At 33.6% G+C, this 23124-nt stretch carries 20 protein-coding genes and 1 pseudogene; 6 read left to right on the top strand and 15 right to left on the bottom strand.

Translation table 11 applies throughout. From position 1 onward, the window contains the following. Positions 1–667: 667 nt before the first annotated feature. Together BR44_RS08890 and BR44_RS08885 are read right to left on the bottom strand one after the other, a co-directional pair. On the bottom strand, positions 668–1087 hold the full coding sequence (locus tag BR44_RS08890; protein WP_034551957.1) for a universal stress protein: 420 nt from the start codon (positions 1085–1087) through the stop codon (positions 668–670). A 22-nt stretch (positions 1088–1109) separates the two neighbouring features. Next, on the bottom strand, positions 1110–2573 hold the full coding sequence (locus BR44_RS08885; protein WP_034551955.1) for a SulP family inorganic anion transporter: 1464 nt from the start codon (positions 2571–2573) through the stop codon (positions 1110–1112). A 179-nt stretch (positions 2574–2752) separates the two neighbouring features. Between BR44_RS08885 and BR44_RS08880 the strand changes: the two genes are divergently transcribed. From BR44_RS08880 to BR44_RS08870, 3 genes are all read left to right on the top strand, one after another. Continuing rightward, entirely contained in the window at positions 2753–3295 is a 543-nt protein-coding gene (locus tag BR44_RS08880; protein WP_034551954.1) for a recombinase family protein, read from the top strand. A 369-nt stretch (positions 3296–3664) separates the two neighbouring features. Further along, entirely contained in the window at positions 3665–4201 is a 537-nt protein-coding gene (locus tag BR44_RS08875) for a hypothetical protein (protein WP_034551953.1), read from the top strand. 374 nt (positions 4202–4575) lie between these two features. Continuing rightward, positions 4576–6279, top strand: coding sequence for an oleate hydratase (locus BR44_RS08870; protein ID WP_034551952.1), 1704 nt, complete (start codon positions 4576–4578; stop codon positions 6277–6279). Between the two features lie 56 nt (positions 6280–6335). Here BR44_RS08870 and BR44_RS08865 read toward each other — a convergent pair whose 3' ends face one another. Both BR44_RS08865 and BR44_RS08860 read right to left on the bottom strand, forming a co-directional pair. Next, positions 6336–6890, bottom strand: coding sequence for a TetR/AcrR family transcriptional regulator (locus BR44_RS08865; protein ID WP_034551950.1), 555 nt, complete (start codon positions 6888–6890; stop codon positions 6336–6338). A 309-nt stretch (positions 6891–7199) separates the two neighbouring features. Next, complete coding sequence (locus BR44_RS08860; RefSeq protein ID WP_051912658.1) at positions 7200–7415, bottom strand: MerR family transcriptional regulator; 216 nt, start codon at positions 7413–7415, stop codon at positions 7200–7202. Positions 7416–7732: 317 nt separating this feature from the next. Between BR44_RS08860 and BR44_RS08855 the strand changes: the two genes are divergently transcribed. Next, positions 7733–7963 (top strand): SHOCT domain-containing protein, encoded by a 231-nt coding sequence (locus tag BR44_RS08855; protein WP_034551948.1) that lies wholly within the window; start codon positions 7733–7735, stop codon positions 7961–7963. 260 nt (positions 7964–8223) lie between these two features. Here BR44_RS08855 and truA read toward each other — a convergent pair whose 3' ends face one another. Together truA and BR44_RS08840 are read right to left on the bottom strand one after the other, a co-directional pair. Further along, the gene (gene truA, locus BR44_RS08845) at positions 8224–8964 is read right to left on the bottom strand and encodes a tRNA pseudouridine(38-40) synthase TruA (RefSeq protein ID WP_034553183.1); all 741 of its coding nucleotides are present in this window, start codon (positions 8962–8964) and stop codon (positions 8224–8226) included. A gap of 138 nt (positions 8965–9102) precedes the next feature. After that, entirely contained in the window at positions 9103–9612 is a 510-nt protein-coding gene (locus BR44_RS08840) for an SOUL family heme-binding protein (RefSeq protein ID WP_034551945.1), read from the bottom strand. Positions 9613–9880: 268 nt separating this feature from the next. On the opposite strand from BR44_RS08840, the gene BR44_RS08835 reads away from it, so the two are divergent. Next, a complete protein-coding gene (locus tag BR44_RS08835; RefSeq protein WP_156954942.1) occupies positions 9881–11110 on the top strand; it encodes a dicarboxylate/amino acid:cation symporter in 1230 nt (409 codons plus the stop codon). A 649-nt stretch (positions 11111–11759) separates the two neighbouring features. Then, positions 11760–12506 (top strand): TraX family protein, encoded by a 747-nt coding sequence (locus BR44_RS08830; RefSeq protein WP_034551943.1) that lies wholly within the window; start codon positions 11760–11762, stop codon positions 12504–12506. 156 nt (positions 12507–12662) lie between these two features. Here the strand turns inward: BR44_RS08830 and gtfA are convergent, their stop codons facing one another. From gtfA to BR44_RS08790, 9 genes and pseudogenes are all read right to left on the bottom strand, one after another. Then, positions 12663–14108: a sucrose phosphorylase gene (gtfA, locus tag BR44_RS08825; RefSeq protein WP_034551942.1), complete on the bottom strand. Its 1446-nt coding sequence runs from the start codon at positions 14106–14108 to the stop codon at positions 12663–12665. A gap of 458 nt (positions 14109–14566) precedes the next feature. Next, a complete protein-coding gene (locus BR44_RS08820) occupies positions 14567–15589 on the bottom strand; it encodes a LacI family DNA-binding transcriptional regulator (RefSeq protein ID WP_034551941.1) in 1023 nt (340 codons plus the stop codon). A 372-nt stretch (positions 15590–15961) separates the two neighbouring features. After that, positions 15962–16129, bottom strand: coding sequence for a hypothetical protein (locus BR44_RS12070; protein WP_281173141.1), 168 nt, complete (start codon positions 16127–16129; stop codon positions 15962–15964). A 71-nt stretch (positions 16130–16200) separates the two neighbouring features. After that, positions 16201–16845: pseudogene (locus BR44_RS11935) on the bottom strand (hypothetical protein). A 27-nt stretch (positions 16846–16872) separates the two neighbouring features. Continuing rightward, a complete protein-coding gene (locus BR44_RS11930; RefSeq protein WP_245592948.1) occupies positions 16873–17514 on the bottom strand; it encodes a glycoside hydrolase family 65 protein in 642 nt (213 codons plus the stop codon). Positions 17515–17670: 156 nt separating this feature from the next. Further along, complete coding sequence (locus BR44_RS08805; protein WP_034551938.1) at positions 17671–18507, bottom strand: carbohydrate ABC transporter permease; 837 nt, start codon at positions 18505–18507, stop codon at positions 17671–17673. A 9-nt stretch (positions 18508–18516) separates the two neighbouring features. Further along, entirely contained in the window at positions 18517–19422 is a 906-nt protein-coding gene (locus tag BR44_RS08800; protein WP_034551937.1) for a carbohydrate ABC transporter permease, read from the bottom strand. A gap of 75 nt (positions 19423–19497) precedes the next feature. After that, a complete protein-coding gene (locus BR44_RS08795; protein ID WP_034551934.1) occupies positions 19498–20778 on the bottom strand; it encodes a sugar ABC transporter substrate-binding protein in 1281 nt (426 codons plus the stop codon). Between the two features lie 11 nt (positions 20779–20789). Then, a complete protein-coding gene (locus BR44_RS08790) occupies positions 20790–23123 on the bottom strand; it encodes a glycoside hydrolase family 65 protein (protein ID WP_034551933.1) in 2334 nt (777 codons plus the stop codon). Position 23124 lies beyond the last annotated feature (1 nt).

The following is a 23124-nucleotide window of genomic DNA, read 5'->3' as shown; positions in this document are numbered from 1 at the left end:
AAACAATGGACTTAACTTTATTTCCTTTGTTCTTGCGAAATTGACTTTTATATTTAATTTTAACTTTTATGCAAGTTTTTTACTAGCAACTTTACTTATTATAGCTTCTTTTATTTGTGCTATATCTTTCTGCTTTTTGTATAATGTTAGTTTTTTAAATAACTTCTTATCTATTTCCCATTCACTTTAGACCCTTGTTTTCTTAACTCAACCATAGTGTAACGTTCTAAATAAAAAACCATTCATTTGAAAGCTAGAACACCTAGCTTTCAAATGAATGGTACAAAATAGAAATTCAAGTCTTTTCTATTTAAATTCTCTAAAAGAATAAGCATCCTCTTCTGTAACTATGATATGCTCTAAAACGTCATTACCTAATAAATCGCCAGCTGAAGAATTTTTTAGAGAAATTTTTTTCTGATTCTACTAGTAAAGGACAGAAATGGCAACAAAACACATACCTTCAATATATTTAATCTATCCTACTTGGTGGCTTGAAAATACTTTTGACTAATGTATCCATCTAACCTCTTATTTTCCAATAATAACACTACATACGTAAATTGGCTTGGACAAAAGTCTCAGCCATTTTACATAGCCGTATTTCATTCTAAAACGTACTCTAAAAAGCTAAATAGTAATTTATTGTCTTTTCATTCCTTTTCTTTTATTTCACTATAAGAACTGGACAATCCACTCTTTTCAACACTTTATGGCTTACGCTTCCTAACACCATTTCCTGTAAGCTATTCAGACCACGACTACCTATAACCACTATATCAAACTGTTCCTTATTTGCGTACTCTATAATTGTCGGCCCAGGTTCTCCATGTAATATTTTAATTTCATAAGGTACATTTTCAGATTTCACTTGTTCCTCTATAGGAGAAATTTTCTTGCGTCGCGAAAATTCCAATTCTTCTTTTCCATGTGAATGCAAGACTTCATTTTTAGTTTTTGAGTAAGCAATGACATACAAAATTTCAATTTTACTTGCTGTATTTAACGAAGCAATTTTTATCGCTTCTTTCGCTGCTCGTAAAGAATTTTCTGATCCATCTACAGCCAATAATATTTTTCTGTACATTTTTTTCGCCTCCAGAATTAGTTTAATGTGACATCGATTTTGAACTCACATTATTGTATATAGCTAGTTGATCCACGATTGTCTTACTCGATGAATCCAGTCCTATGATGGTCACAGCATTATTTTTTTCACGGTATTTAATAACCACTTTATCCACGGCACCTACAGCCGAATCATCCCAAATATGTGCATTTAAAAAGTTGATAGTGATGTCTTTATTTTCAACGCTGAAATCAAATGATCTTACAAACTCTTCAACTGAAGCAAAAAACAATTGGCCTTCCACTTCAAAAATCATTTTTGTTTTTTCTTCGCGTTTTTTCACTTCAATCTTTGATATTTTGGACACAAAGAAGATGGCGCTTAAGATGACCCCCGCAATCACTCCTTTTGATAGGTCATGCGTGACTACAACTATAATAACAGTAACTAACATTACAGCAACATCGTTTTTTGGTGCTTTTAGTATATATGTGAATGAAGACCATTCAAACGTACCAATTGACACCATAATCATAATTCCTACAAGAACAGACATTGGGATTTGTACGACCAAATCACCTAACACAATAATTAAGAATATCAAAAACAGTCCTGCAATCAGGGTAGACAATCGGCCACGTCCACCTGATTTCACGTTTATGACAGATTGGCCAATCATTGCACATCCTGCCATTCCGCCAAAGAAACCAGTAATGATATTGGCAATACCTTGACCTCTGGATTCCTTATTTTTATTGCTTTCTGTACTCGTCATATCATCCACGATGGAAGCTGTCAGTAAAGATTCCAGCAAACCAACAATCGCTAATGCCAACGAATAAGGAAATACAATTGCTAAAGTTTCAAACGTAAAAGGAACATTTGGAATTAAAAAGTTTGGCAATGCTTTAGTGATTACTCCTAAATCACCTACCGTCCTTAAATCAAAGTTTGTATAAATGGCAACTGCTGTCAGAGCGACAATTGCAACCAATGGAGATGGGACAGCTTTAACGAATCTAGGAAGTATATAAACAATAGCCAAAGTGATTGCAACGAAAATATAGGTCATATTGGAAACACCGATAAAATGAGGTACTTGAGCCATGAAAATTAATATGGCTAACGCATTTACAAAACCAATCATTACAGCTCTCGGAATGAATTTCATGAGTTTTGCGACCTTGAATATACCGAAGAGCATCTGAATCACACCGGTTAAGACCGTCGCTGCTAATAAATAATTTAAACCCTGTTCCTTAACTAACGGAATTATTAGCAATGACATCGCACCGGTTGAACCTGAAATCATCCCTGGACGTCCACCTACAAAGGCAATAGTCACAGCGATACAGAATGAAGCATACAATCCCACCATGGGATCGACTCCTGCAATGATAGAGAACGCAATTGATTCAGGAATTAATGCTAATGCTACAACAATTCCGGCAAGGATGTCTCCCCTTACATTTGAAAACCATTCTCTTTTTATTTTTTCTACCAATTTATTCTACACCTCATCTATATGAATTTTTTGGCTTTTAACTATTATAAAAGCCAGGATCGATTTATAATAAAAACAGTTTATCATTTCCAGCCCCAAAATGGAACCTTTTTGGTACTAAACAAACAAACTTTATGCTATGATAAAGAAAAATTTCTTTTATAGTTAGGAGAGTCTATATGTTAATCGGATATATGAGGCCATATCATGACGATCAAACTTGTGATAGTCAATTAATAGAATTAAGAAAATCGAATTGTGTAGAAATCTTCGCAGAGGAATACTCATCAGCAAAGAATAGAAAATATTTAAAAAATATGCTTGATAGCCTCAAAAAAGGGGATAAAGTAGTAATCGCAAAACTTTTCTCACTGGCCGATTCAACACATCATTTAGTAGAATTACTGGAGTTGATTGAAGAAAAAGGAGCTTACATCAAATCGATTAAAGAAGAACTTGATACAAGTGATGGAAGTGGATACCCATTTAGTCATATCGTGAAGCACCTTGTCGAATTCCAAAGCGATGTCATCAGCGAAAATACAAAAAAAGGATTATGTAAAGCACAGCAAAAAGGCGTCACTACCGGACGACCAAGAAAACCTGACGAAAATGTACAACGAGCAATTATCATGTATGACAGTAAAAAATATAGTCTGGCTGAAATAAGAGATAAAACTGGTATTAGCAAAACAACTTTATATCGATATTTAGAGAATTAAACATCCTTAATTCTCTTTATTATGACTAGAAATAGCATAGCGATAAGAATACTACCGCTATTCTTATCTAATTTAACTCTAATGTTCCATCACTACAATGGAGAACCATCTTTTCGTGAAAACACCTATACATATGCATCGTCAAGGTAATTAGTTACTCTTTGTTCTTGAATGAATATTAATACAGTAATTTCTTTAGGAATAGGAATGATAGGGGTAATTATAGACTTGATTCATTTCCATTTAAGTTATTTCAATACGGATTATAATAGTAATGACTTACGTACTTGTTAGTGATTATACCCAAAAAAATGTGATAGTATATGGATTAATGGATAGTATTAGTTAATAAAAGGAGGACATACCACAATGAAAAAAACAAAATTATTGATTTTATTTTTTATCTTCAGCTTCACCATACTTAGTGGTTGTAGTCCACAAACAGACAATCAGGACAGTTCTATGAATGCAAGCTCGATAGACGCAAATTTAGACAGTACTCCTGTCTCTATAGATGAAGTAAAAGATCTCCTTAAAGTTGAGCCTATACACTATAGTTTTAGTAACAATAATTCTTCCTCCATGGAAATGACTGTTACAAATCTTTCGAAGACGGATATTACCAATGCTACTTTTCTATTAGCTTTTATTTCAGAAGATACCACAAAATCTAACAATCCTTTTTATCTTTTAACGGACGATAAGAATAAAAGACTCTCTTTGAAATCAGGTGAAGAAAAAAGCATTGTATTTACTGTACCTGATGGGTACTTACCTGAAGAATACAATCCTGAATACAGGCGTAAATCAAACCAACCCGTTGTTACCTCTCTTAGCATTGATGGCTATATTCATGCGATTACTCAAAAAAATTATTTTAGGATAGATAAACTAATCTCGTTTTAATGAACTAAGCTTACCTGAATAATTTATAGTTCTGCATGATACTGTTTTTATTGAAAAAAGTTTTCCAAATAAAGGATGTTCGACTATTTTTTCTAAATGACACATTTCACTATTATTTCCTCATAATGAATTGCGGTAAAGCTTTTGTCGATGAATTTTTAGACCGACTCCTCCTAGGGGGACCATTAAGCAGGATAGCTCTCAACAAATATACGAATTATTCAGGTTTTAATCATTTATCAAAACCCTACACAAATTAACTACTTTGTTGCATTTCTTCACAATTGACCTTTTTTGATAATTTACTCTATCGTTTTAAAGTCCTATTATTTAAGTAGATTCAACTTATCAAATAAAAGGAGGACAAATGGATTATGGGAAATTATGAAAGAATGAACACATTAAAACCAGAAGGAATTGAAAATAAAAAAGCCTATTTAATTGGTGGAGGTATCGCTTCATTAGCTGCTGCTGAATACTTAATCCGTGATGGTCATATGGATGGTAAAAACATTACTATTATAGAACAAGATAGTATTTTAGGTGGTGCTTTAGACGGTTCTGGAAATGCAGAGGATGGATATGTTGCCCGTGGCGGAAGAGAAATGGAAGAACATTATGAATGTGTATGGGATTTATTTGGAGGAGTACCATCTTTAGAAGATCCTAAAAGAACTGTTTTAGATGAATTTAGAGAATTAAACAGAGCTGATCCTAACTATTCTAATTGTCGTGCAATTGCTAATCGTGGAGAAAAACTTGATTTTTCAACTCTTGGATTAGATGACATTCACGTTAAACAACTTACTAAGTTATTTCTTGCAACAGAAGATTCTTTAGGTGCAGCTACTGTTGAACAATTTTTCGATGATTCATTCTTAGAAACTGATATGTGGTTATATTGGAGAAGTATGTTTGCATTTGAGACTTGGCACAGTGTTGTAGAAATGAAACGTTATATGCATCGCTTTATGCATTTAATGCCTGGAATGAGCAAAATGGAAAAATTAGTATTTACTAAATACAATCAATACGATTCAATGATTCTTCCACTTAAAAAATCGTTAGAATCACAAGGTATACTATTTGACTTAAATACACAAGTAACTGATTTAGATATGGATATAACCAATGATAAAAAAACAGTTACAGGAATTCACTTAACTCGTGATGGTAAAAAAGAAGAAATTATTAAAACTACTGAAAATGATTTAGTATTCTTTACCAATGGATCTATGACTGAAAATACCACACTTGGAAATATGGATAAAGCACCTGAATTAGATAGAAGTGAGGGCGGTTGCTGGAATCTATGGAAAAACATAGCTAAAAAAGATGCTTCATTTGGAAAACCTGAAGTATTCTGTAGCGATATTGATAAAAGTAAATGGGAATCCTATACGATAACTTCTAAAGGTCCTAAAATGAGAGAACTTATTGAGAAATTTGCTGAACGTCAAATAGCTCCACATAAAAATGTGACCGGAGGAATAATAACAGTTAAAGACTCAAACTGGTTATTAAGTGTCACTGTTAATAGACAACCTCAATTTATTGATCAACCTGATGATGTAATAGTCCTTTGGGCATACGGTTTATTCCCTGATAAAAAAGGAGATTTTATTGAAAAGAAAATGAGTGACTGTACAGGTATAGAATTATTACAAGAACTTTTATATCATTTAGGTATTGATGAAAATGATATGCATGAATATAGTGATACATCCATTGTGATTCCTGCCATGATGCCTTATATCACAAGTCAATTTATGCCTCGTGTAAAAGGAGATAGACCACAAGTTGTGCCTGAAGGTAGTACGAATCTTGCATTTTTAGGTCAATTTGCAGAGATTAAAGGTGATTGTGTATTTACTGTTGAATATTCTGTTCGTTCCGCTATGATGGCTGTATATACTTTACTTGGACTTGAAAAAAATCCACCTGAAATATATCCTGGTCAATATGATATACGTGTTGTGGCTGATGCAGCTAAAGCAATGTATAGTGGAAGACCGTTACCAGCTGAACCTATCATTAAAAAGTTATTAAGCAACACATCTTTAGAAGGGTTAATATAACTATCTACTGTAATTAAAATATGAAAAATAGGGAAGTCAAATTAAATTTGACTCCCCTATTTTTCATATTTTAATAATGCTCTGTAGATTTCTCCACTAATTATTTTGTCAAGATTATTAACAATTCCTTCAATGTCTTCGACCATATTATTTTTTATCCAATCAATTATTATCCCTACCAAAGCGATTTTATAGAAATTAGCTACATATCGTTTATCTTTATCTGATACATTTAAATCCTTTGCAAGCTCATTTACAACTTCTAAAATAATGTTAAATGATTCGTTATATAAATGATTCTCTAAAATATCTCTATCTATAGAATTATAAGTGTTTAATACCACTTTTTTATTCTCATACAAATACTTGAATATTTCTAAAAACCCTTTTTGCCATGATGAACATGTTTTATTTTCACCAAGCATTTCTTTAAGTTCCGTTTTAAAAATCCATTCTAATAGATCATATATATCATTAAAATAATAATATAACGTTCGTCTATTTAATCCGCATTCTTTAACAATATTGTTAACTGTAATTTTCGCTAGTGGTATAGTTTGCATTTGTTTTTTTAGTGACTCAGCCAATGCGTTTTTAGTAATTTCCATCATCTGTTTCACTCCTTATATCATTAGTCTACCTTAACATTTTTTATCTTCCAATGCTTTAGAAACTATTTAGTGTGTAGGTCTTATATATTTAACCTCACAATATAAACTACAATCTAATCTTGTTTGACGTTATTTCATTTACAAAATTGCAGCTTGACTGCCCCTTTTCCCTTTTATGCGCTCTATGGGAGAAAAACATTTTTTTGTTTTCCATCATACAACTAGTAGCTTATTGCCAAAAAGCTACCCTATCCATCATGGGTAACTCTATCGTGATTTGCGTAGCTGGTAATGTCTAGATTAGAAAGCTCACGAGACAATGTAACTAGAATCGTAATAGGTACCAAAGTATTCTTTTCCTATCTTCTCTCTTGCATCAACAAGTTTAACCGTTTCAAAAGGAATTGACCAATTTCGACCAACTTTTATTGCACCTTCAATTCTTCCATTCCGACGTAACACTCGTATTCTTCTATCACTTATTCCCCATTTTTCACTTGCTTCTTTTGTGCGTATATTCTTCATAAACATTACCTCAAGAATGTTTTATACCGTTAGCCCAATAATATCATTTTATAGGTTATTATGTAGAGGTTATATCTAAAATTTATAGCAACTACACAAAATCCACACAATTGAATTGTATAATTGTAAACATAGGAAAACATGTGAGGAAAATCTTCATAATACAATAAACTATCGGTTCCCTCAAATGGGATGGGAGACGTGGCGGGTAGAGTTGCCCGTAAGAACCTTATTATGTAGGAAGGGTGATTAAACCAAAAATGAATACAACTAAAATCTAATAAAAATAGTTTTAATAAGAAAAAGGAGGAATAGGGATGTATGATTGTTTAAATTTGTTTAATCGAGGAGGCATAAGTTCTATGATGTTTATGGGCATTTTTTGGATAATATTACTTGTAGTCGTGTTGTTTTTAACAGGAAAATTCTTTAGCCATAAACAGAATCCGTCTTCTGATAAAGAAACACCTTTAGATGTTCTTCAGAAAGAATACGCGAAGGGAAATATTTCTGAATCAGAATATTTGGAAAGAAAGACACATCTTTAATACTAGATAGGTTGCTTGCCTATTATTCAACTGATTATATTTTAGATATCCTTTTTTTCTGGAATAAAAAAAGCGTGTCTGCTCTTATAAGAGTGACATGCTTTTTTTGTTGCATCTTATTATAGGATAGGAAAGATGATGGCGGAATCTTTCTTATAGTAGATAATCCTTTAGTATCATCTGTTCCGTTCGACCATTTCCATCTACTTTTATTGCATCCTTCCGAAGAGCTCCTTAAAGCGGATGACCACCTAGCCTCGTCAATCGTAACAAACTTCATCTAGGAATAGTCCGTGAGAAGGAACCGTCATCCCGGCATCACTTCTTATCCCACTCTCAAATATGGCGTCAATATATTCTGGTTCCGTCATTCCAGCCCCGATTTCTAGAAGCGTCCCCATAATAATTCTAACCATTTTATATAGGAAGCCGTCTCCTATGAACGTAAAGTGCAACAGCTCACCTTCTCTGTGGATTGTGATTTCATCAATGGTCCTGACCGTTGATTTTTTCGTCTTCTTGAGTGAAGAAAAACCGATGAAGTCATGGGTTCCGACAAGCTTTCTGCAAGCCTCATTCATTTTGTCGACGTTAAGTTGTCCAGGATAATAGTAGCTGTAATTCCGCTCAAATGCGGATGGTACGACATTATTCCAGACATAATAGCTGTATTTCTTCCTGACGGCATTATAGCGAGCATGGAATCTTTCTGGAACTTCCTCTAGCTCTTTAACAATAATATCGCGTGGGAGATACCTGTTCAGATAGTCTTGCATTGCCAAAAAATCCATGTTAGATGTCGTCTTGAAATTGGCTACCTGCCCCTTGGCATGGGTTCCGGCATCCGTCCGACCCGAGCCAACAATTTCAATTTTTGTTTCTGCCAATTCTGACAAGACATTCTCAATTTTGCCTTGAATCGTTTTGTCTGAATCTCCGAGCCTTTGCCAACCCAGATATCTACCGCCATCATACTCAATCGTCAGTTTAATGTTTTTCATTTCATCCCTCTTAATCATCTTATTCTTTTCCTGTTTTCATGCCCTATGCTTCACTCTTAAGCTTCAATTTACTTATTAAATTGAGTATTAAGAATACTAATTGATTGCTAATTGATTATTAAAAAAATCATTTTTTACTTAAGCTTTGATAATTCTAACCCAAATTTCATTTCTTCTGAACATAGGTGGTACAAGAGGTGCATTGTAAGAAGCTAACATGTAATTTGATTGCTTTTGATAGCCCTTTTCCAGTATCCACTTTTCAAGCTTTTTCTTCATTTTTAATTCTTTTGGCTGATTAGAAAAACCTGAATATTGTATTGATCCAAATAGGCCTTCATCAAACTTTTTCACCTTTAGATTTGGATTGTTTGGTTCTGGTATTTGGTCCCTATACTTTCCTGGAACAACAAATGCCATTTTCTTTTTCTCTTGCGTTTCTTCTTGAATAACGGGTACTGTCATTGAGATTTTTTCATTCTCTTTATTGTCACTAGATATATACTTAAACAAAGAGCCAAATCCATTTCTAATTTCTGGATCATTACTGTTTTCATACTCAACAGTAAAAAAATCAACATATTTTCTTATCTCATATTCCTCTTCTTTCATCACTATATCATAATCTGGTGTTTCATATTTACTCATAGAATCACTCCATTCATCATCAGTTAATGATTTCATTACTACTATACCATTTTTAATCCGATATCTTTAATAATCATACTTCAAAAAAACTACTCATAAATCACTCTATTTTCGGCACTCGTACTATTCTCTATCCATTCTTATCCTTATCATCTATTTTCTCCTGGATAATTCATCCTTTTATTTAAATCAAATTCATCTAAATTAAGTTGACAAACCAGAATTCAAATAGTATTCTATATAGAATTAAGTCGAGAATGGAGGAATTATTATAGATAAACAAAAGAAATTCAAAATCGGTCTTGTACCAAAATTATTGATAGCTATTGGTTTAGGGGTCCTAGTGGGACAGTTAACCTTTATACCCGACTTCTTACTTCAAATCCCCATCACCATATCGGCTCTATTTAGCCAATTATTAGCCTTTATTATTCCTTTAATGATTGTCGGTTATGTTATCAAGGGTATCTCAGACCTTACAGATGGAGCTGGGAAGCTACTCGGCCTCAATGTTCTATTAGCCTATTCTAATACCCTGATTGGTGGTTTTATTGCTTATTTTTTAGCTTCAAGTCTTTTCCCTTTGTTTATCGATGCTTCTGTCAGAGAAACCGTTCAAACAGAAGGCACTGAATTGACTCCTTTATTCTCTCTCCCTCTGGAACCTTTATTTGGTGTCACATCAGCAATCGTCTTTGCTTTCTTATTCGGAGTCTTTATCTCCTGGTTACGCAAAGAAAAGAAAGGCGAAGTTATGTATCACTTTTTCGCTGAGTTTGGTGAAATCATTACTCAAATATTAAATACCATTATTATTCCAGGTCTACCCATTTATATTTTCGGGAATTTTTTGAACTTAAGTTACAGTGGCGCAGTCTTTTCGCTTTTATCTGTCTTTTGGAGAGTATTCGTTGTCGTAATTGGTCTGCAATTGTTACTTATCACCATCTTATTTATACTCGCAGGACTCTATACTGGTAAAAATCCAATTATTTTATTAAAAAATCAAATACCTGGGTATTTCACTGCTTTAGGTACTCAATCTTCTGCCGCTACCATTCCTGTAAATATGGAAAGTGCTCGAAAGAATGGCGTGTCAAAAGAAATTAGAGAATTCGTTATTCCATTGAGCGCGACTATTCATCTCATGGGAAGTGTGATAACCATTACCTCTTGTGTGACCGCTGTGTTGTTAATGTTTGATATGCCGCATAGTTTTGGTATGATGGCTGGCTTTATCGCTACTTTAGGCGTAGCACTTGTTGCTGCACCAGGTGCACCAGGCGGGGCTATTATGAGCGCTCTTCCGTTTGTTTATATGGTTGGTATTGATCCAACCGGGTCGTTAGGCAACCTACTCATTTCGCTCTATATTACTCAAGATAGTTTTGGTACAGCAGCAAACGTTTCTGGTGATAACGCCATTGCACTTGTAATTGATAAAATCTATAATAAGTATATTTTGAAAAGAGCTGAACCTGTTAAAAGTACAACTTAAGATTGTGCCAGTAACTAACGTCATCAAATAGTCTATCTATGCAAAGAGGAGGCTGGGACATGATGTCCTAGCCTCTTCACATATCCGGATTTTATGTGTAATGAACTTTTCTATGTTCGAATCTCTTCCTAAGTCCCTTAATCAGTACTTATATTCTGAACTATAAACGCAGCGAAAAGAATCTTTTTCATCTGCCAATTATGGGTATACTAAAAATGGACAGATACATAAAAGATCGTTAGTTGCTATTCTTTGACTACCTTGTATACTAATACATAAGCTTCATTCTTTTTGTATCAACCAACTTTCAATCCATAGCTCATTTCTTTTTAAAAAACATGATTGTACATAATTCATTGTAACCTATTATAAAAATAACGAATGTGATACATTTCTAAAAAAAGTTAAAAATGAAAAATATGCTAGTTCCTAACAATTTTATCATACTCATTCATCTTTTATTATTTATGTTTCAGTTGCTATATAGTAGGTATATCATAGTGATGACATGAGCTTGAAGTATGTAACTGAATGTAACCGGATTTCTGTTCTAAAGGTAGCTTATTATTTTACAAGTTAGTGATTAATAGCTATATAATCTAAATCCCCTATTTATTGATAAAGGTTTAAGAGAATTAGGAGTGGTATTATGGAAAAATCATATAAATTAGGTGAGATATCCTTAACAGGAAGCACATTAAAATGGATTGCTATCTTAACTATGTTAATAGATCATATAGGCGCATTTTTACTAGAACCTTATTTATTAAATCATGGGATAGGTATTGGATCAATCTTTGGCGGAACTGGATTACCCACAGATAGTTCTTATTATGTGCTTTTCCAAATAGATATTGTGTTGAGATTAATAGGTAGACTAGCTTTCCCTATTTTTGCATTTCTTCTTGTTGAAGGATTTCTCCATACTAGTAATCTAAAAAGATATATTTTCCAAATGGGAGTTTTTGCTCTACTATCAGAAATCCCATTTGATTTAGCTAACACTGGATTAATACTTGAATTTTCTCATCAAAATATTTTCTTCACACTATTTATAGGTCTTATATGTATCGCTATTTTCGACAGATTCAACAAAACAAGTGTTAGTAAGTGGCTCGTACTTATTTTAGCAATGATTCTAAGTGAAATTTTCAACGTAGATTATTCTATGATAGGTATATTGAGCATATTTATTTTTTATTATTTTCATGATAATTTTACTTTAAGAAATAGTTTAAACGGATTACTCTTTTTACTGAACCTGACAGCCGTATTTTCTCTGATTCTCATTCAACTTTATAACGGAAGAAGAGGGAAACAAAACAAAATTCTTTTTTATATTTTTTATCCTGCTCATCTTCTTTTATTGTTTCTAATTAGGACTATTCTATTTTGATTGTACTCATTCCTATATCAAATTACCTATAAAATAACCCTTCTAGAAATAAACTAAAAGGCCACTCCATGTATTTTCAGGAGTGGTCTTTTAATTTGCCTTACGTTTATTAATTTCAGTTGTGATAGTTAAAGTAATAATTTGGCTTGGCAGATATTATTGAGAAAGTACTGGCTTATCATTCTCGTAAATAGAAAATTCTTTTGTTTTTAAATTAGCTATCAAAACTGCTACAAAGGTTGTATCTTGACTTTTTCTCTGAATAATAATTTCCGAGTCTGAAGGAGTTTGGATTTCAATACTTCCTTCTAAATCAAATGCATCTGAAGTATTCCTAAAAGCCAATAAACGAAATAACTTGTTAACGACTGATCGTTGAACCTGTTCGTCTACTTCTTTTAATGTGTAATAATGTCTATTGATATTTCGACCTTCTTTAGTTTGTTCCAACAGCTCAATATCATTTTTCCCTGCCAGTAACCCTACATAATAAATTTGTGGGATTCCTGGAGCAAAGCATTGAATCGCTCTTGCCATCAAATAACTTTGGTCGTTATCTCCTAAAGCACTATAATACGTACTATTAATTTGATAGATATCTAAGTTGTTATAATTTGCACTAGAGTAACTTTTCTTAACATTAGCTCCAACTTTATACAACTCTTCAGACGTATAGTTTAGCTCTTCATCGGTCAGCAAATCACGTGCGTCTACAACTCCAATTCCATCATGGGTATCTAGTGTTGTAAATTGCCTCATAGGGCTTATTTTCAGCCAATTTGCAAGACGTTCTGATTTTCCACTATATAGGGAATACAATGTCACCATTGGCAAAGCAAAATCATAGACGTAATAGTTATGAGCAGATATCTTCATTTGAATGGCATAATGTTCATGAATCTCGGGAAGCAATTCAATTTCGTATTTCGCTGCTTCATCTCGGACTTCATCTAGCAAATCCCAAATTTCCGGTTCGATAAAGAAATCATTGGTATCTAATTTTTTAATTGCATAAGCAAAAGCATCCAAACGAATTAATGAACAACCGTGACTAGCCATATCTTTAATAGTCTCACGAATAAATTGTTTAACTACTTCTTTCGTAACGTCTAGGTCGATTTGCTCCTCACCAAATGTGTTCCAAACTTGTTCGGATAATTCATCGGTAAACGTAACCGTTTGGAATGGTGCTTTATCTTTTCGTTTATAAATCAAATCAATATCTGCTTGAGTAGGTCTTCCTTCTGGGAAAAATTCATGAATGCGAATAAACATATCCTTATATTTGGATTGGTTGTGATTTTTTTTAAAATCTTCGAAAAATATTGACTCTCTAGAAATATGATTAATCATAAAATCAAACATCAGAAAGTATGTTTCTCCGAGTTTTTCTATCTCTTCCCATTCTCCAAAGGCAGGATCAACCACGGTATAGTCGCTTGGAGCAAACCCACGATCTCCAGTAGATGGAAAAAAAGGAAGCAGATGGATTCCTCCAATTACTCCGTTGAGATATTTATCTAATACCATGGATAATTCTTTGAGATCCTTTCCTAAACTATCTGAATATGTGATTAGCATGACTTCATTTTTTATTTTCATTATGAGTCTCCTTCATCATTTATTAAAGTGATAGTTCCATTACAGTATAAAAGTCGCTTATAAGTATTTCGTTTCCGTCATTCCCTTCTTTTATAGGAATAACTTAGTCATAAATAATTGTAAAAACCAAACGATTTTGATCCGTATTTGTTATTTTAAAAGTAAATAAAACTCTCGCGGTATAGACTCAACTATTTTAGATGTCTAATTAACAGGGAAAAATATGAGGTTTTTCGTCTTTGTTATCATCCTCAGTTATGATAACTGAGAAATACTGGGGTTATTCTTAGTTAAAATCTATCAAGCCTCTGAACGCTTACAGTCGCTGCATAGAAATAGTCTGTTTCAGAAGTAGTTATTGCGATGTAGTATCGCGTTATTTTTCCAGAATTTAACTATTCCCAAATCCCTTTGGAGATTAGATAAAATCAAATAATTTATTAATACTAATCCCATAGTTAGTTTCTTTCATTTTTCTTTACACTATCACGATATTTCAATTCGTGAGGGATAATGCGTAGTTGCGGTAAACCAGTATTACCAGTAATGATGTCTGACAATAACTTAGCAGATTCAAAACCAAGTGCTTCTGCATCCTGTGCAATTGTTGTGAGTGCTGGCGTGACATACTTGGATAGGATGATATCATCAAAACCAATAATAGAAATATCGTTTGGTATATTTAATCCCATTTCCTTTATTCCTCTCATAGCACCGATAGCCATAATATCACTGGTACAAAAAAGAGCAGTAATTTTCTTATTATTTTTTAACAAGTTTTGAGCAATCAAAAAAGCAATATCTTCTTCAAAGTTTGCATATTGGACATACGCTTCATTAAGTTGGATACCATTTGCTACTAATGCACGACGATAGCCATTTTCTCTTAAGATACTAACAAGTGCATCACGGCTACCATTAATAATGCCAATATTGTGGTGACTCTGAGAGATTAGATATTCAATTGCTTCAAATGCTGCTTGTTCACCATCGATTGAAACCGTTCCTACATACGGATTTCTCATATCAATATCAATTAAAACAGTAGGGATATTCGTTTCTTTTATTTCTTGATAGTAAGAATCCGTCATTTTTAAACCCTGAACAACTGCTCCAGTGATATTATGTTCATTACAAAACTGACGAAAAGTCTTCTCTTTCTGTTTTTCAGTACTGGTTCCATAAAAAACGAATTCAAAATCTGATTGTTCCGTGTATTTATAGACTCCACTTAAGACTTCCAAAGGCATTGTAGACTTACGATTAATATTTAATTCACTCAAAATTAGCGCAATCGTTTTTTGAGTCTTAGAGGATAGTGTGCGTGCTGCCATATTTGGTGCATAATCTAGTTGTTTGGCAACTGCTAAAACTCGCTTTTTTGTTTTTTGATTTATATCCGTATACTCATTGAACACTTTAGAAACAGTCGAGATTGATACCCCAGCCGTTTTAGCGACATCTCTTATGGTTGCAGGCAATTATTTTCATCTCCTTTTAATATAAACAGTCTTCCCATTTTGTTCAAAAATAAGTTTAGTAAACAGTTGTAATTCGCAATAGATCTCTTCTTGAGTAAGAATTACTTGAATTACCTCATTCAGGTACTTTATCTGAAATACTAGCTCGCTAATAGCAACAGGTAAAAAATTTGTCATTCTTATACCTTTATCGTAATACAATCCAGCAAAACCGCATATGAGACTTAACCAGCTGCCACCCATATTAGCAGCCTGAATTCCATCAACGACATTTTTTTATAAATCTTTTAAATCTATCAATGGTGTATCCGTAAAATAATCATATGCCTTTTGACTTTGTCCAATCCGGCTAGCCATAATACTGAATATTGATCAAGACAAAGATAAGTCATGCATTGTCACTTTTTCATAAAAATCGTAGTCTCTTTGTAGTTGTTCTTTTGAAAAATCTCTTATAAAGAGCATTTCTGCTAGAATCGTATCAGCTTGTTTGCAAACCTGATGTTTATAAATGATTAAGGGATGGTAATGTAATAACAAAGGGTACTTTTCCTTAGGTGTTGTATCAAAAGGCTAGCGTGCTAAGTCTAAGAAACTATCGCCTTGTTTAGTCATTTGATTTTTTTATCGTACCCAAAACGCATCAAATCTGCTGCAGCCTTCCATTCTATTTTTTCCTTCTGATATAAATTATATCGATTAGCCAACTCTACTGCATATCTCAGATTATTTTGAGCCATCTTATTAGTATAAAAATTGTTATTCACTAAAGCGCTATATTCGTCTGGACCAGTGACACCATTGATACAAAAAGTAATCTTATCTTCCTTCGTTAAGAAATCTCCAAAGCTTATCCAAAATTTTGCCGTTTCAAATACAACATCTCGTCCATAATTTGCAATACATTCTTCATCTTCCGTAACACTTTCATATAATTGGAAACCATATACGATATCTGAGTTAATATGAACTTGTGCGGTTCCAGCAAGATAGTATGCACTTATTTCTTGGCCATCAATTGTTTGCCAAGCAAATAAAGCACCTTTCTGGCCTAATTCATCCGCTCGTTTCTTTGCATTTTCTACTGTATTCTATCTATAAGTCAACAACGATTTTGCAATTTGTGGATTTGTATAGACAAAAAAGGGTAGGATATACATTTCTGTAACCCAAAAACAATGTCCTTCATAGCCTTCTCCAGTTAATCCCTTAGCTGCAAAGTTCGTTTTCCCGTCTCTTCCTGCATCCTGATTCAAATGGAAAAGATTAAACCGAATTCATTTTTATAAACCGTCATTCCCCTTAATAGAACTATCACTAATTAACCAAAATTCTTTATAAGATTGTATTTGTTCAGGAATCAACGTTTCAAAGTTCGCAATATTGTTTACAAACATTGACTTTGAACAGCAACTATCAACTTTACTAATTTGGAAAATTGTAACAATTTGTTCATGTTGTGTCAATTGACCTGAGGCATTAAAGATTCGAATAGCTAACGTCTTACCACTATTTCCAGTAGTCAGTTGATAATAAGAATCTCTTTTTTCGATATTCAACTTATGAGATTTGCTTACTACTCGAGGATCATCCGTATTCGAAAATTCGCCTCTTTGATTCAACATATGCTTCATAAAAATCATCTCATTAAAATTGCATTTTCCGACAGTATACTTCCATACAAATAATTCTGGTCTTTTCATTGAAGTAAACGAAGTTAATGATAGTTCAAAAGTTTTTTGTTTTGGAGTTTGAATGCTATACGCTTCGTGAAGTATACCTTGTGCCATATCAAGTTGTATTTTAGTTATTTTAATAGCCCATTCTTCCTGTGAAGAATCTTCATCACCAATCTGTAAAATTATCCCACGTAGGTTTGGCAATTTAACTATCGTTTGGTGCTCCTTAGCATAACCGTATGCCACTTCTCCATACTGACTATTTTCACTCTCAAAAAACCATTAAAAAAGGCTTCTGGATTTCCTGCTCGGACGCCAATATGTCCGTTCCTAAGAGAAAATATTGTCTCAAGATATCCTGGCTTTCGATGGGAAAGTTTAAAAATATCTAACAGAAAAGATTTATTTTTCTCCATCCATACGTACTCCTTGTAAAAAATACTTATTGAATATTAAATAGATGATAATAATTGGGATAATCGTAATCACACTAGCAGCCATTGTTTGATCCCATCGCACTCCACCATTTCTACTCTGAAAAGTCTGCAAACCAAGAGTAAGCGTATATTTACTTGGTGTAGTCAAATAAAGCATAGGTTTCATAAATTCATTCCAAAATCCCATGAAAACAAATACTGCTTGTGTAGCGATAGAAGGCTTGGCCAACGGCATAACAATTCTAAAAAAAGTTTGAAATCTTCCTAAGCCGTCAATCGCAGCTGCTTCTTCGATATCTTTTGGAAAAGATAAGAAAAATTGTCTCATCATAAAAATATTTCCAATATTAATGGCAGCTGGTAAAATTAAAGCAGAAAAACTATCTAACATTCCTAAGTTCATTAAAATTAAATAATTAGGAATTAACAGAACTTGAGCAGGAACCATCATTAAAGCTAGGAATCCATAGTATATTCGTTGCCGACCCGGAAAATTTAGTCGTGCTAAAGCATATCCTGCCATTGTATTCAACAATATATTAATCGCAGTCCCAATAACGGATATTATAACGGAATTAATAAACCAACGCATAAATAGAGTAGACCTTCCTAATACATATTGAAAGTTTTCTAACGTAAATTCTTTAGGAATCAATCCCATATCTCCTGATACGATTTCACTGTATGATTTAAATGATGCCGCAACTGCCCAAATAAAAGGATAAAATGTCAGTATTGCATAACCGACTAAAACCATATACAACATTCCTTTAAGAATTTGTAATTTCTTTTTCTGTTTCATCTTTTCTCCCTACCTTTCAGTATTTATTTTTTCAGCTAGCCGTGCAGCAATAAATATAATGACTGCTAAGACAATTGCCAACGCAGCAGCGTATCCCATTGTATTCATCTGACCAAAAGCATACTGATAAATCATCAATGAAAGGGTTAGCGTTGAATTATTTGGCCCACCAGAACCGTTAGAAAAAATATACGCTTGATCAAACATTTGAAATGTGCCAATAATCCCAGTCAAAAGTACAAAGGTAGTGATTGGTCGTAAATATGGTATTGTGATATATTTCAACTTATCAATTGCAGTTGCCCCATCAATCTCTGCAGCTTCGTACAAGGATGAAGGTAAATCGACTAGCGAAGCTAAGTATATAGTCATATAGTACGGAACAGTAGACCAAATATTCATTACCATAATAACTCTTAGGGCATATGCTGGTTCTTGCAGAAAATTAATAGGCGTGTCATATAGTCCTATATTCATAAAGAATTCATTAACTGGTCCATAAATATTAAAAATAAACATAAATATTATCGTTAATGCAGAACTAGAGGTTAGTGTTGGCAAGAAATAAATCATTCGAAAGAGCTTCTTACCTTTAATTCCTTTATTGCTCAAAATATAAGCGATAATTAATGCAAAGAAAGTTTGTAAAGGTACTACCACAAAAGCAAATGTTGCTGTATTCTTCAGAGCAATCAGTGCCTTTTTATCAGAAAAAATTCTTAAGTAATTATCAAATCCTTTAAAAGAATAAGTATTTGTAAATAAATTCACATCATTAAATGAAAGATAAATCGCAAAGAGAACCGACCAAATAAAAAAAATTCCAACAATTACAATAGCTGGTGCCAAAAAAACCCATGCTTGTTTAATTTCTTGCATTTGTGTTTTAGTTTTCTTGATTTTCCGAATTTCCATAATTTGCCACCCTTCTGTAAAAAAAGACTAGAGGTAAGTAAATAACTCACCTCAATCTTTATAAATTACCAATCTCTAATCTGGATTAATATCAGCATTCGCTTGTTCATCTGCTTGTTTCATCGCTGCTTCGAATGGTTTGGTACCATTTAAAGCGTTAGTCAAGAAATTTTGATAAGCTTTATTTACCGTATCAAGAGTTGTTCCATTTTGCCAAATGGTAGCATATTCCCATGCCTCCAAATGAACTTTTAAATCTGCATTTTCTGTAATCTTTACTTTATCTGCTACATCTTGACGACTAGGTAATGTACCTGTACCTTCAACCCATAATTTCATACCCTCGACACCTGTTGCGTATTGAATCCACTTATCAGCTAATTCAGATTGTTCAGTCCCTGCATATTTACCCCAGCCTACTGAGAACATCATAGAACCTTCTGTATCTTTGTAAGTAGGCATTTTACGAACAGTAAATGGGATATCTGAAAATTCGTCTTTCAACGTTTGGTACACCCAATTACCTTCATCCATAATTGCAATTTTCCCAGCGCCAAATGCTTCCCCATTCCAGCCAGTACCAATTTCTTCTGGGGTTACGACAGCATTAGTATCAACCAATTCTTTTAATATTGTTAAATTTTCAACAACTTTTTCGTTCTCCAAGTTCGCTGTTCCATCTTCCTTTATCGGCATCCCGCCATCTCTTGCTGCTAAATGATAATTGCGAGCTAGATCCTGGTTGTAACTCATTGCAAATACTTTATCTTTACCATAAGCAACATCAATTTTTTCTTGAAAGCCTGGTAGCCATTTTACGTATTCTTCATATGAAGATGGAATTTCATCCACTGATACTCCAGTTTTCTCAAATATTTCAGTATTTAAATATAGCGCTAAGGTAGACATATCTTTTGGTATTGCCTGTAATTTACCATCAGTTGTAAAGCTATCCGTTAAACTTTCATAAAATTTATCCCCCTCGAAGCTATCAACATCCAGATCTGCTAATGTTCCGTTTTGAGAGAACCAAGGATACATATATGAGTCAACGTAGAAAACATCAGGGGCCGTTTTCCCTGCTAAATCTGCTTGAATTTGAGTATTGTAGTCTGTGTAAACTTTTTTCTCAATCTTTGAACCTGTTTCATCTTCAAATACACTAATCATTTTATCTAACGAACCTTCTTCTGATTCATTTCCTCCCCATACACCAATCGTCAGTGTGTTTCCTTTAAAATCTGATTCCTCATCTCCAGAACCGCTTTCATTCTCGCTGCTTCCACCGCAAGCTGTCATAAGAAGCGCTGCCGATAATGTAATCCCTACCCCAATAAATTTTTTCCACTTTTTCATCTTTATTCCTCCTATATAGTTATATTTTTTTTGTTGCCAGCAGAAATACAATATTTTGAACCAAATGCTTCAAAAGAAACTGGATTTGAACCATTATTTGTCACACTAACTCGTTCTTTTGTGGCCTCAATAGTTAACGGATTATCTCTCCAGATGATACCAAATGTTAAGTTATTCCAAGCTTCTGGTAAATGTGGCTCTATTCGGAGTTTGCCATTGAGACACCTTACTCCTCCATATCCAAATACAACCATTTGCCAGATTCCTCCTAGTGAGGCTGCATGAATCCCATCATCTGAGGAGTACATATCCTCTCCCATATCAATATTCATCGCTTTATTAAAAAGTTCATAAGATAACTCCAGCCTGCCAAGATCAGCAGCTAATATAGCATGGGTAGATAATGATAATGACGAGTCATGCACTGTTTTCGGTTCATAGTAATTCCAGTTAACCAATTTTTCCTCTTTTGAAAAGAGATCTTCATATAAAAACAATAAAAGTAATACATCAGCTTGTTTAGTGACTTGCATATCATTTACTTGTTCCAAATTGTAATCATGGAATAACGTACCAACATGTGGGCTCTGTTTATATTTAGTTAAGTCGATTATCTTTTTTGATAAATAGCTGTCATCTTGAGGTATCACTCCTTCCTTAGTGGGTTCTGGCAAGTATATCTTATTAACTTTATCTAACCATTGTTCGTAAAATTGATTTAGATTGAGCTTTTCATTCAATTTCCGGAAAATATGCTGTTCATTTTCTTTCAGTTCTTCATACAGTTTTATAGCTAAGTTGATATTCCAATAAGCTGTATAATTAGTATAAGCATTGTTGTCGATGTGTTCCTTGTACTCATCTGGACCAATAACTTCTAAAACTTCATAACGTTTTTTGTCTTCTTGCCATTCAAGTCGACTAGCCCAAAATTTTGCTGTATCTAATATGACTTCAAAACCTTTTTCCCTTGCAAATTTTTGATCCCCAGTTACATCCAAATACTGCTTGATGCCAAATGTCACATCACTTGTAATATGTTGTTCTATGAAACCAGACCAAATCTTAGTTTGCTGTCCAGTAACAATATCAGCCGCTCCCCAGATAGGCGTAGTCTCGCCATCATCTGGCCAGGCTGCTTCCCAAGGGAATTGCGCTCCTTCAAATCCATTTTCTTTAGCCTTTTTATGAGCACCTGCAAGTCCTAAGTATCGATACGTCACAAGATTTTTCGCAATATCGGGATGAGTGAATGTGAAATAAGGTAACATAAATATTTCTGTATCCCAAAAAGTATGTCCTTTATACCCTTCTCCAGAGAGACCTTTCGCGGCAATATTCATTCGCTCATCATGAGCAGGAGTTATTGAATGAAGATGATATCTAGCAAAATTAATTGCTAACTGATCTTTGAAGTTTTTTGATTCTATCGTGATTGGTAGTACTGACCATACGTTATCTTTCCAAGCCTTAGCAGATTTCTCAAATAAATTTTGATAACCAGATACTTCTGCTTGCTTTAATTCATCCAACGCAATATGTTTCACTTCATTAATCGTTTTCCCTACTGTCTCTTTATCTATTCCGGTATATATTGATGAAATCTTCTCTATTTCCATTTTTTCTCCAGCATCCAGATTTATCCAATAACGGTTATATACCTTTCGTCTACCCATTTCAACCCGTTTTTTTGTTTCCTGGTAAATATCCTGTTCTTTTTGAATTTTATGAGTTGTAGATAATACCATGAAAATGTCTGATTGTGTGGTATGGGGCATCATTTGTATATATTTACCTTCTGTTAATGCTTTATCACCTTCAGTAAAATGTTGTGCTCCGCTATTTGTTAGTTGACCATCTATCCCTGAAATAAATTCCACTTCCAAAGATTGACCTAAATTTTTAAATTCTACAAACTGACAAATAAGATGTTTTTGTGAAAATGATACAAATCGCTTAAAATTACATTGAACGTTAATATCGTCATATTCCCAAACAAATGAGCGAATGAGTTCACCAGTTTTTAAATCTAAAGTGCGGTGATAGTCAGTTAGTAGCCCTTTCGTTATATCTAATCGTTTACCGTTCAATCGAAATTCCATCCCAATTAAGTCAGGAATATTGGGTAGTTCAGTAACTTCATTCTCACTAATTTTATTAAATGTGCCTGATACAAAAGTGTTTCGTTTTTCTCCTATATAGCTTTCTTCTGTTGCAGATCGTACACCTAGGTAACCATTTCCTAAAGACATAGCTGCTTCTACCTTACCTAACCAATCTACATTAAATCTATCTTCTCTAATCAACCAAGGATTATCCTTGTAATATTTCATTCCGCTATTCATA

The organism is Carnobacterium funditum DSM 5970 (genome assembly GCF_000744185.1).
GTDB classification, from domain to species: domain Bacteria; phylum Bacillota; class Bacilli; order Lactobacillales; family Carnobacteriaceae; genus Carnobacterium_A; species Carnobacterium_A funditum.
The sequence above is the reverse complement of the archived record's forward strand: the minus strand, read 5'-3'. Positions and strand labels throughout refer to the sequence as shown.

Coding starts and splice junctions, on each gene's coding strand:
- BR44_RS08855 (WP_034551948.1), top strand. CDS start 7,733: ATGTATGATTGTTTAAATTTGTTTAATCGAGGAGGCATAAGTTCTATG.
- BR44_RS08860 (WP_051912658.1), bottom strand. CDS start 7,415: ATGAAGAATATACGCACAAAAGAAGCAAGTGAAAAATGGGGAATAAGT.
- BR44_RS08870 (WP_034551952.1), top strand. CDS start 4,576: ATGGGAAATTATGAAAGAATGAACACATTAAAACCAGAAGGAATTGAA.
- BR44_RS08865 (WP_034551950.1), bottom strand. CDS start 6,890: ATGATGGAAATTACTAAAAACGCATTGGCTGAGTCACTAAAAAAACAA.
- BR44_RS08805 (WP_034551938.1), bottom strand. CDS start 18,507: ATGAAACAGAAAAAGAAATTACAAATTCTTAAAGGAATGTTGTATATG.
- BR44_RS08800 (WP_034551937.1), bottom strand. CDS start 19,422: ATGGAAATTCGGAAAATCAAGAAAACTAAAACACAAATGCAAGAAATT.
- BR44_RS08795 (WP_034551934.1), bottom strand. CDS start 20,778: ATGAAAAAGTGGAAAAAATTTATTGGGGTAGGGATTACATTATCGGCA.
- BR44_RS08880 (WP_034551954.1), top strand. CDS start 2,753: ATGTTAATCGGATATATGAGGCCATATCATGACGATCAAACTTGTGAT.
- BR44_RS08840 (WP_034551945.1), bottom strand. CDS start 9,612: ATGAGTAAATATGAAACACCAGATTATGATATAGTGATGAAAGAAGAG.
- truA (WP_034553183.1), bottom strand. CDS start 8,964: ATGAAAAACATTAAACTGACGATTGAGTATGATGGCGGTAGATATCTG.
- BR44_RS08830 (WP_034551943.1), top strand. CDS start 11,760: ATGGAAAAATCATATAAATTAGGTGAGATATCCTTAACAGGAAGCACA.
- BR44_RS08890 (WP_034551957.1), bottom strand. CDS start 1,087: ATGTACAGAAAAATATTATTGGCTGTAGATGGATCAGAAAATTCTTTA.
- gtfA (WP_034551942.1), bottom strand. CDS start 14,108: ATGAAAATAAAAAATGAAGTCATGCTAATCACATATTCAGATAGTTTA.
- BR44_RS08790 (WP_034551933.1), bottom strand. CDS start 23,123: ATGAATAGCGGAATGAAATATTACAAGGATAATCCTTGGTTGATTAGA.
- BR44_RS08875 (WP_034551953.1), top strand. CDS start 3,665: ATGAAAAAAACAAAATTATTGATTTTATTTTTTATCTTCAGCTTCACC.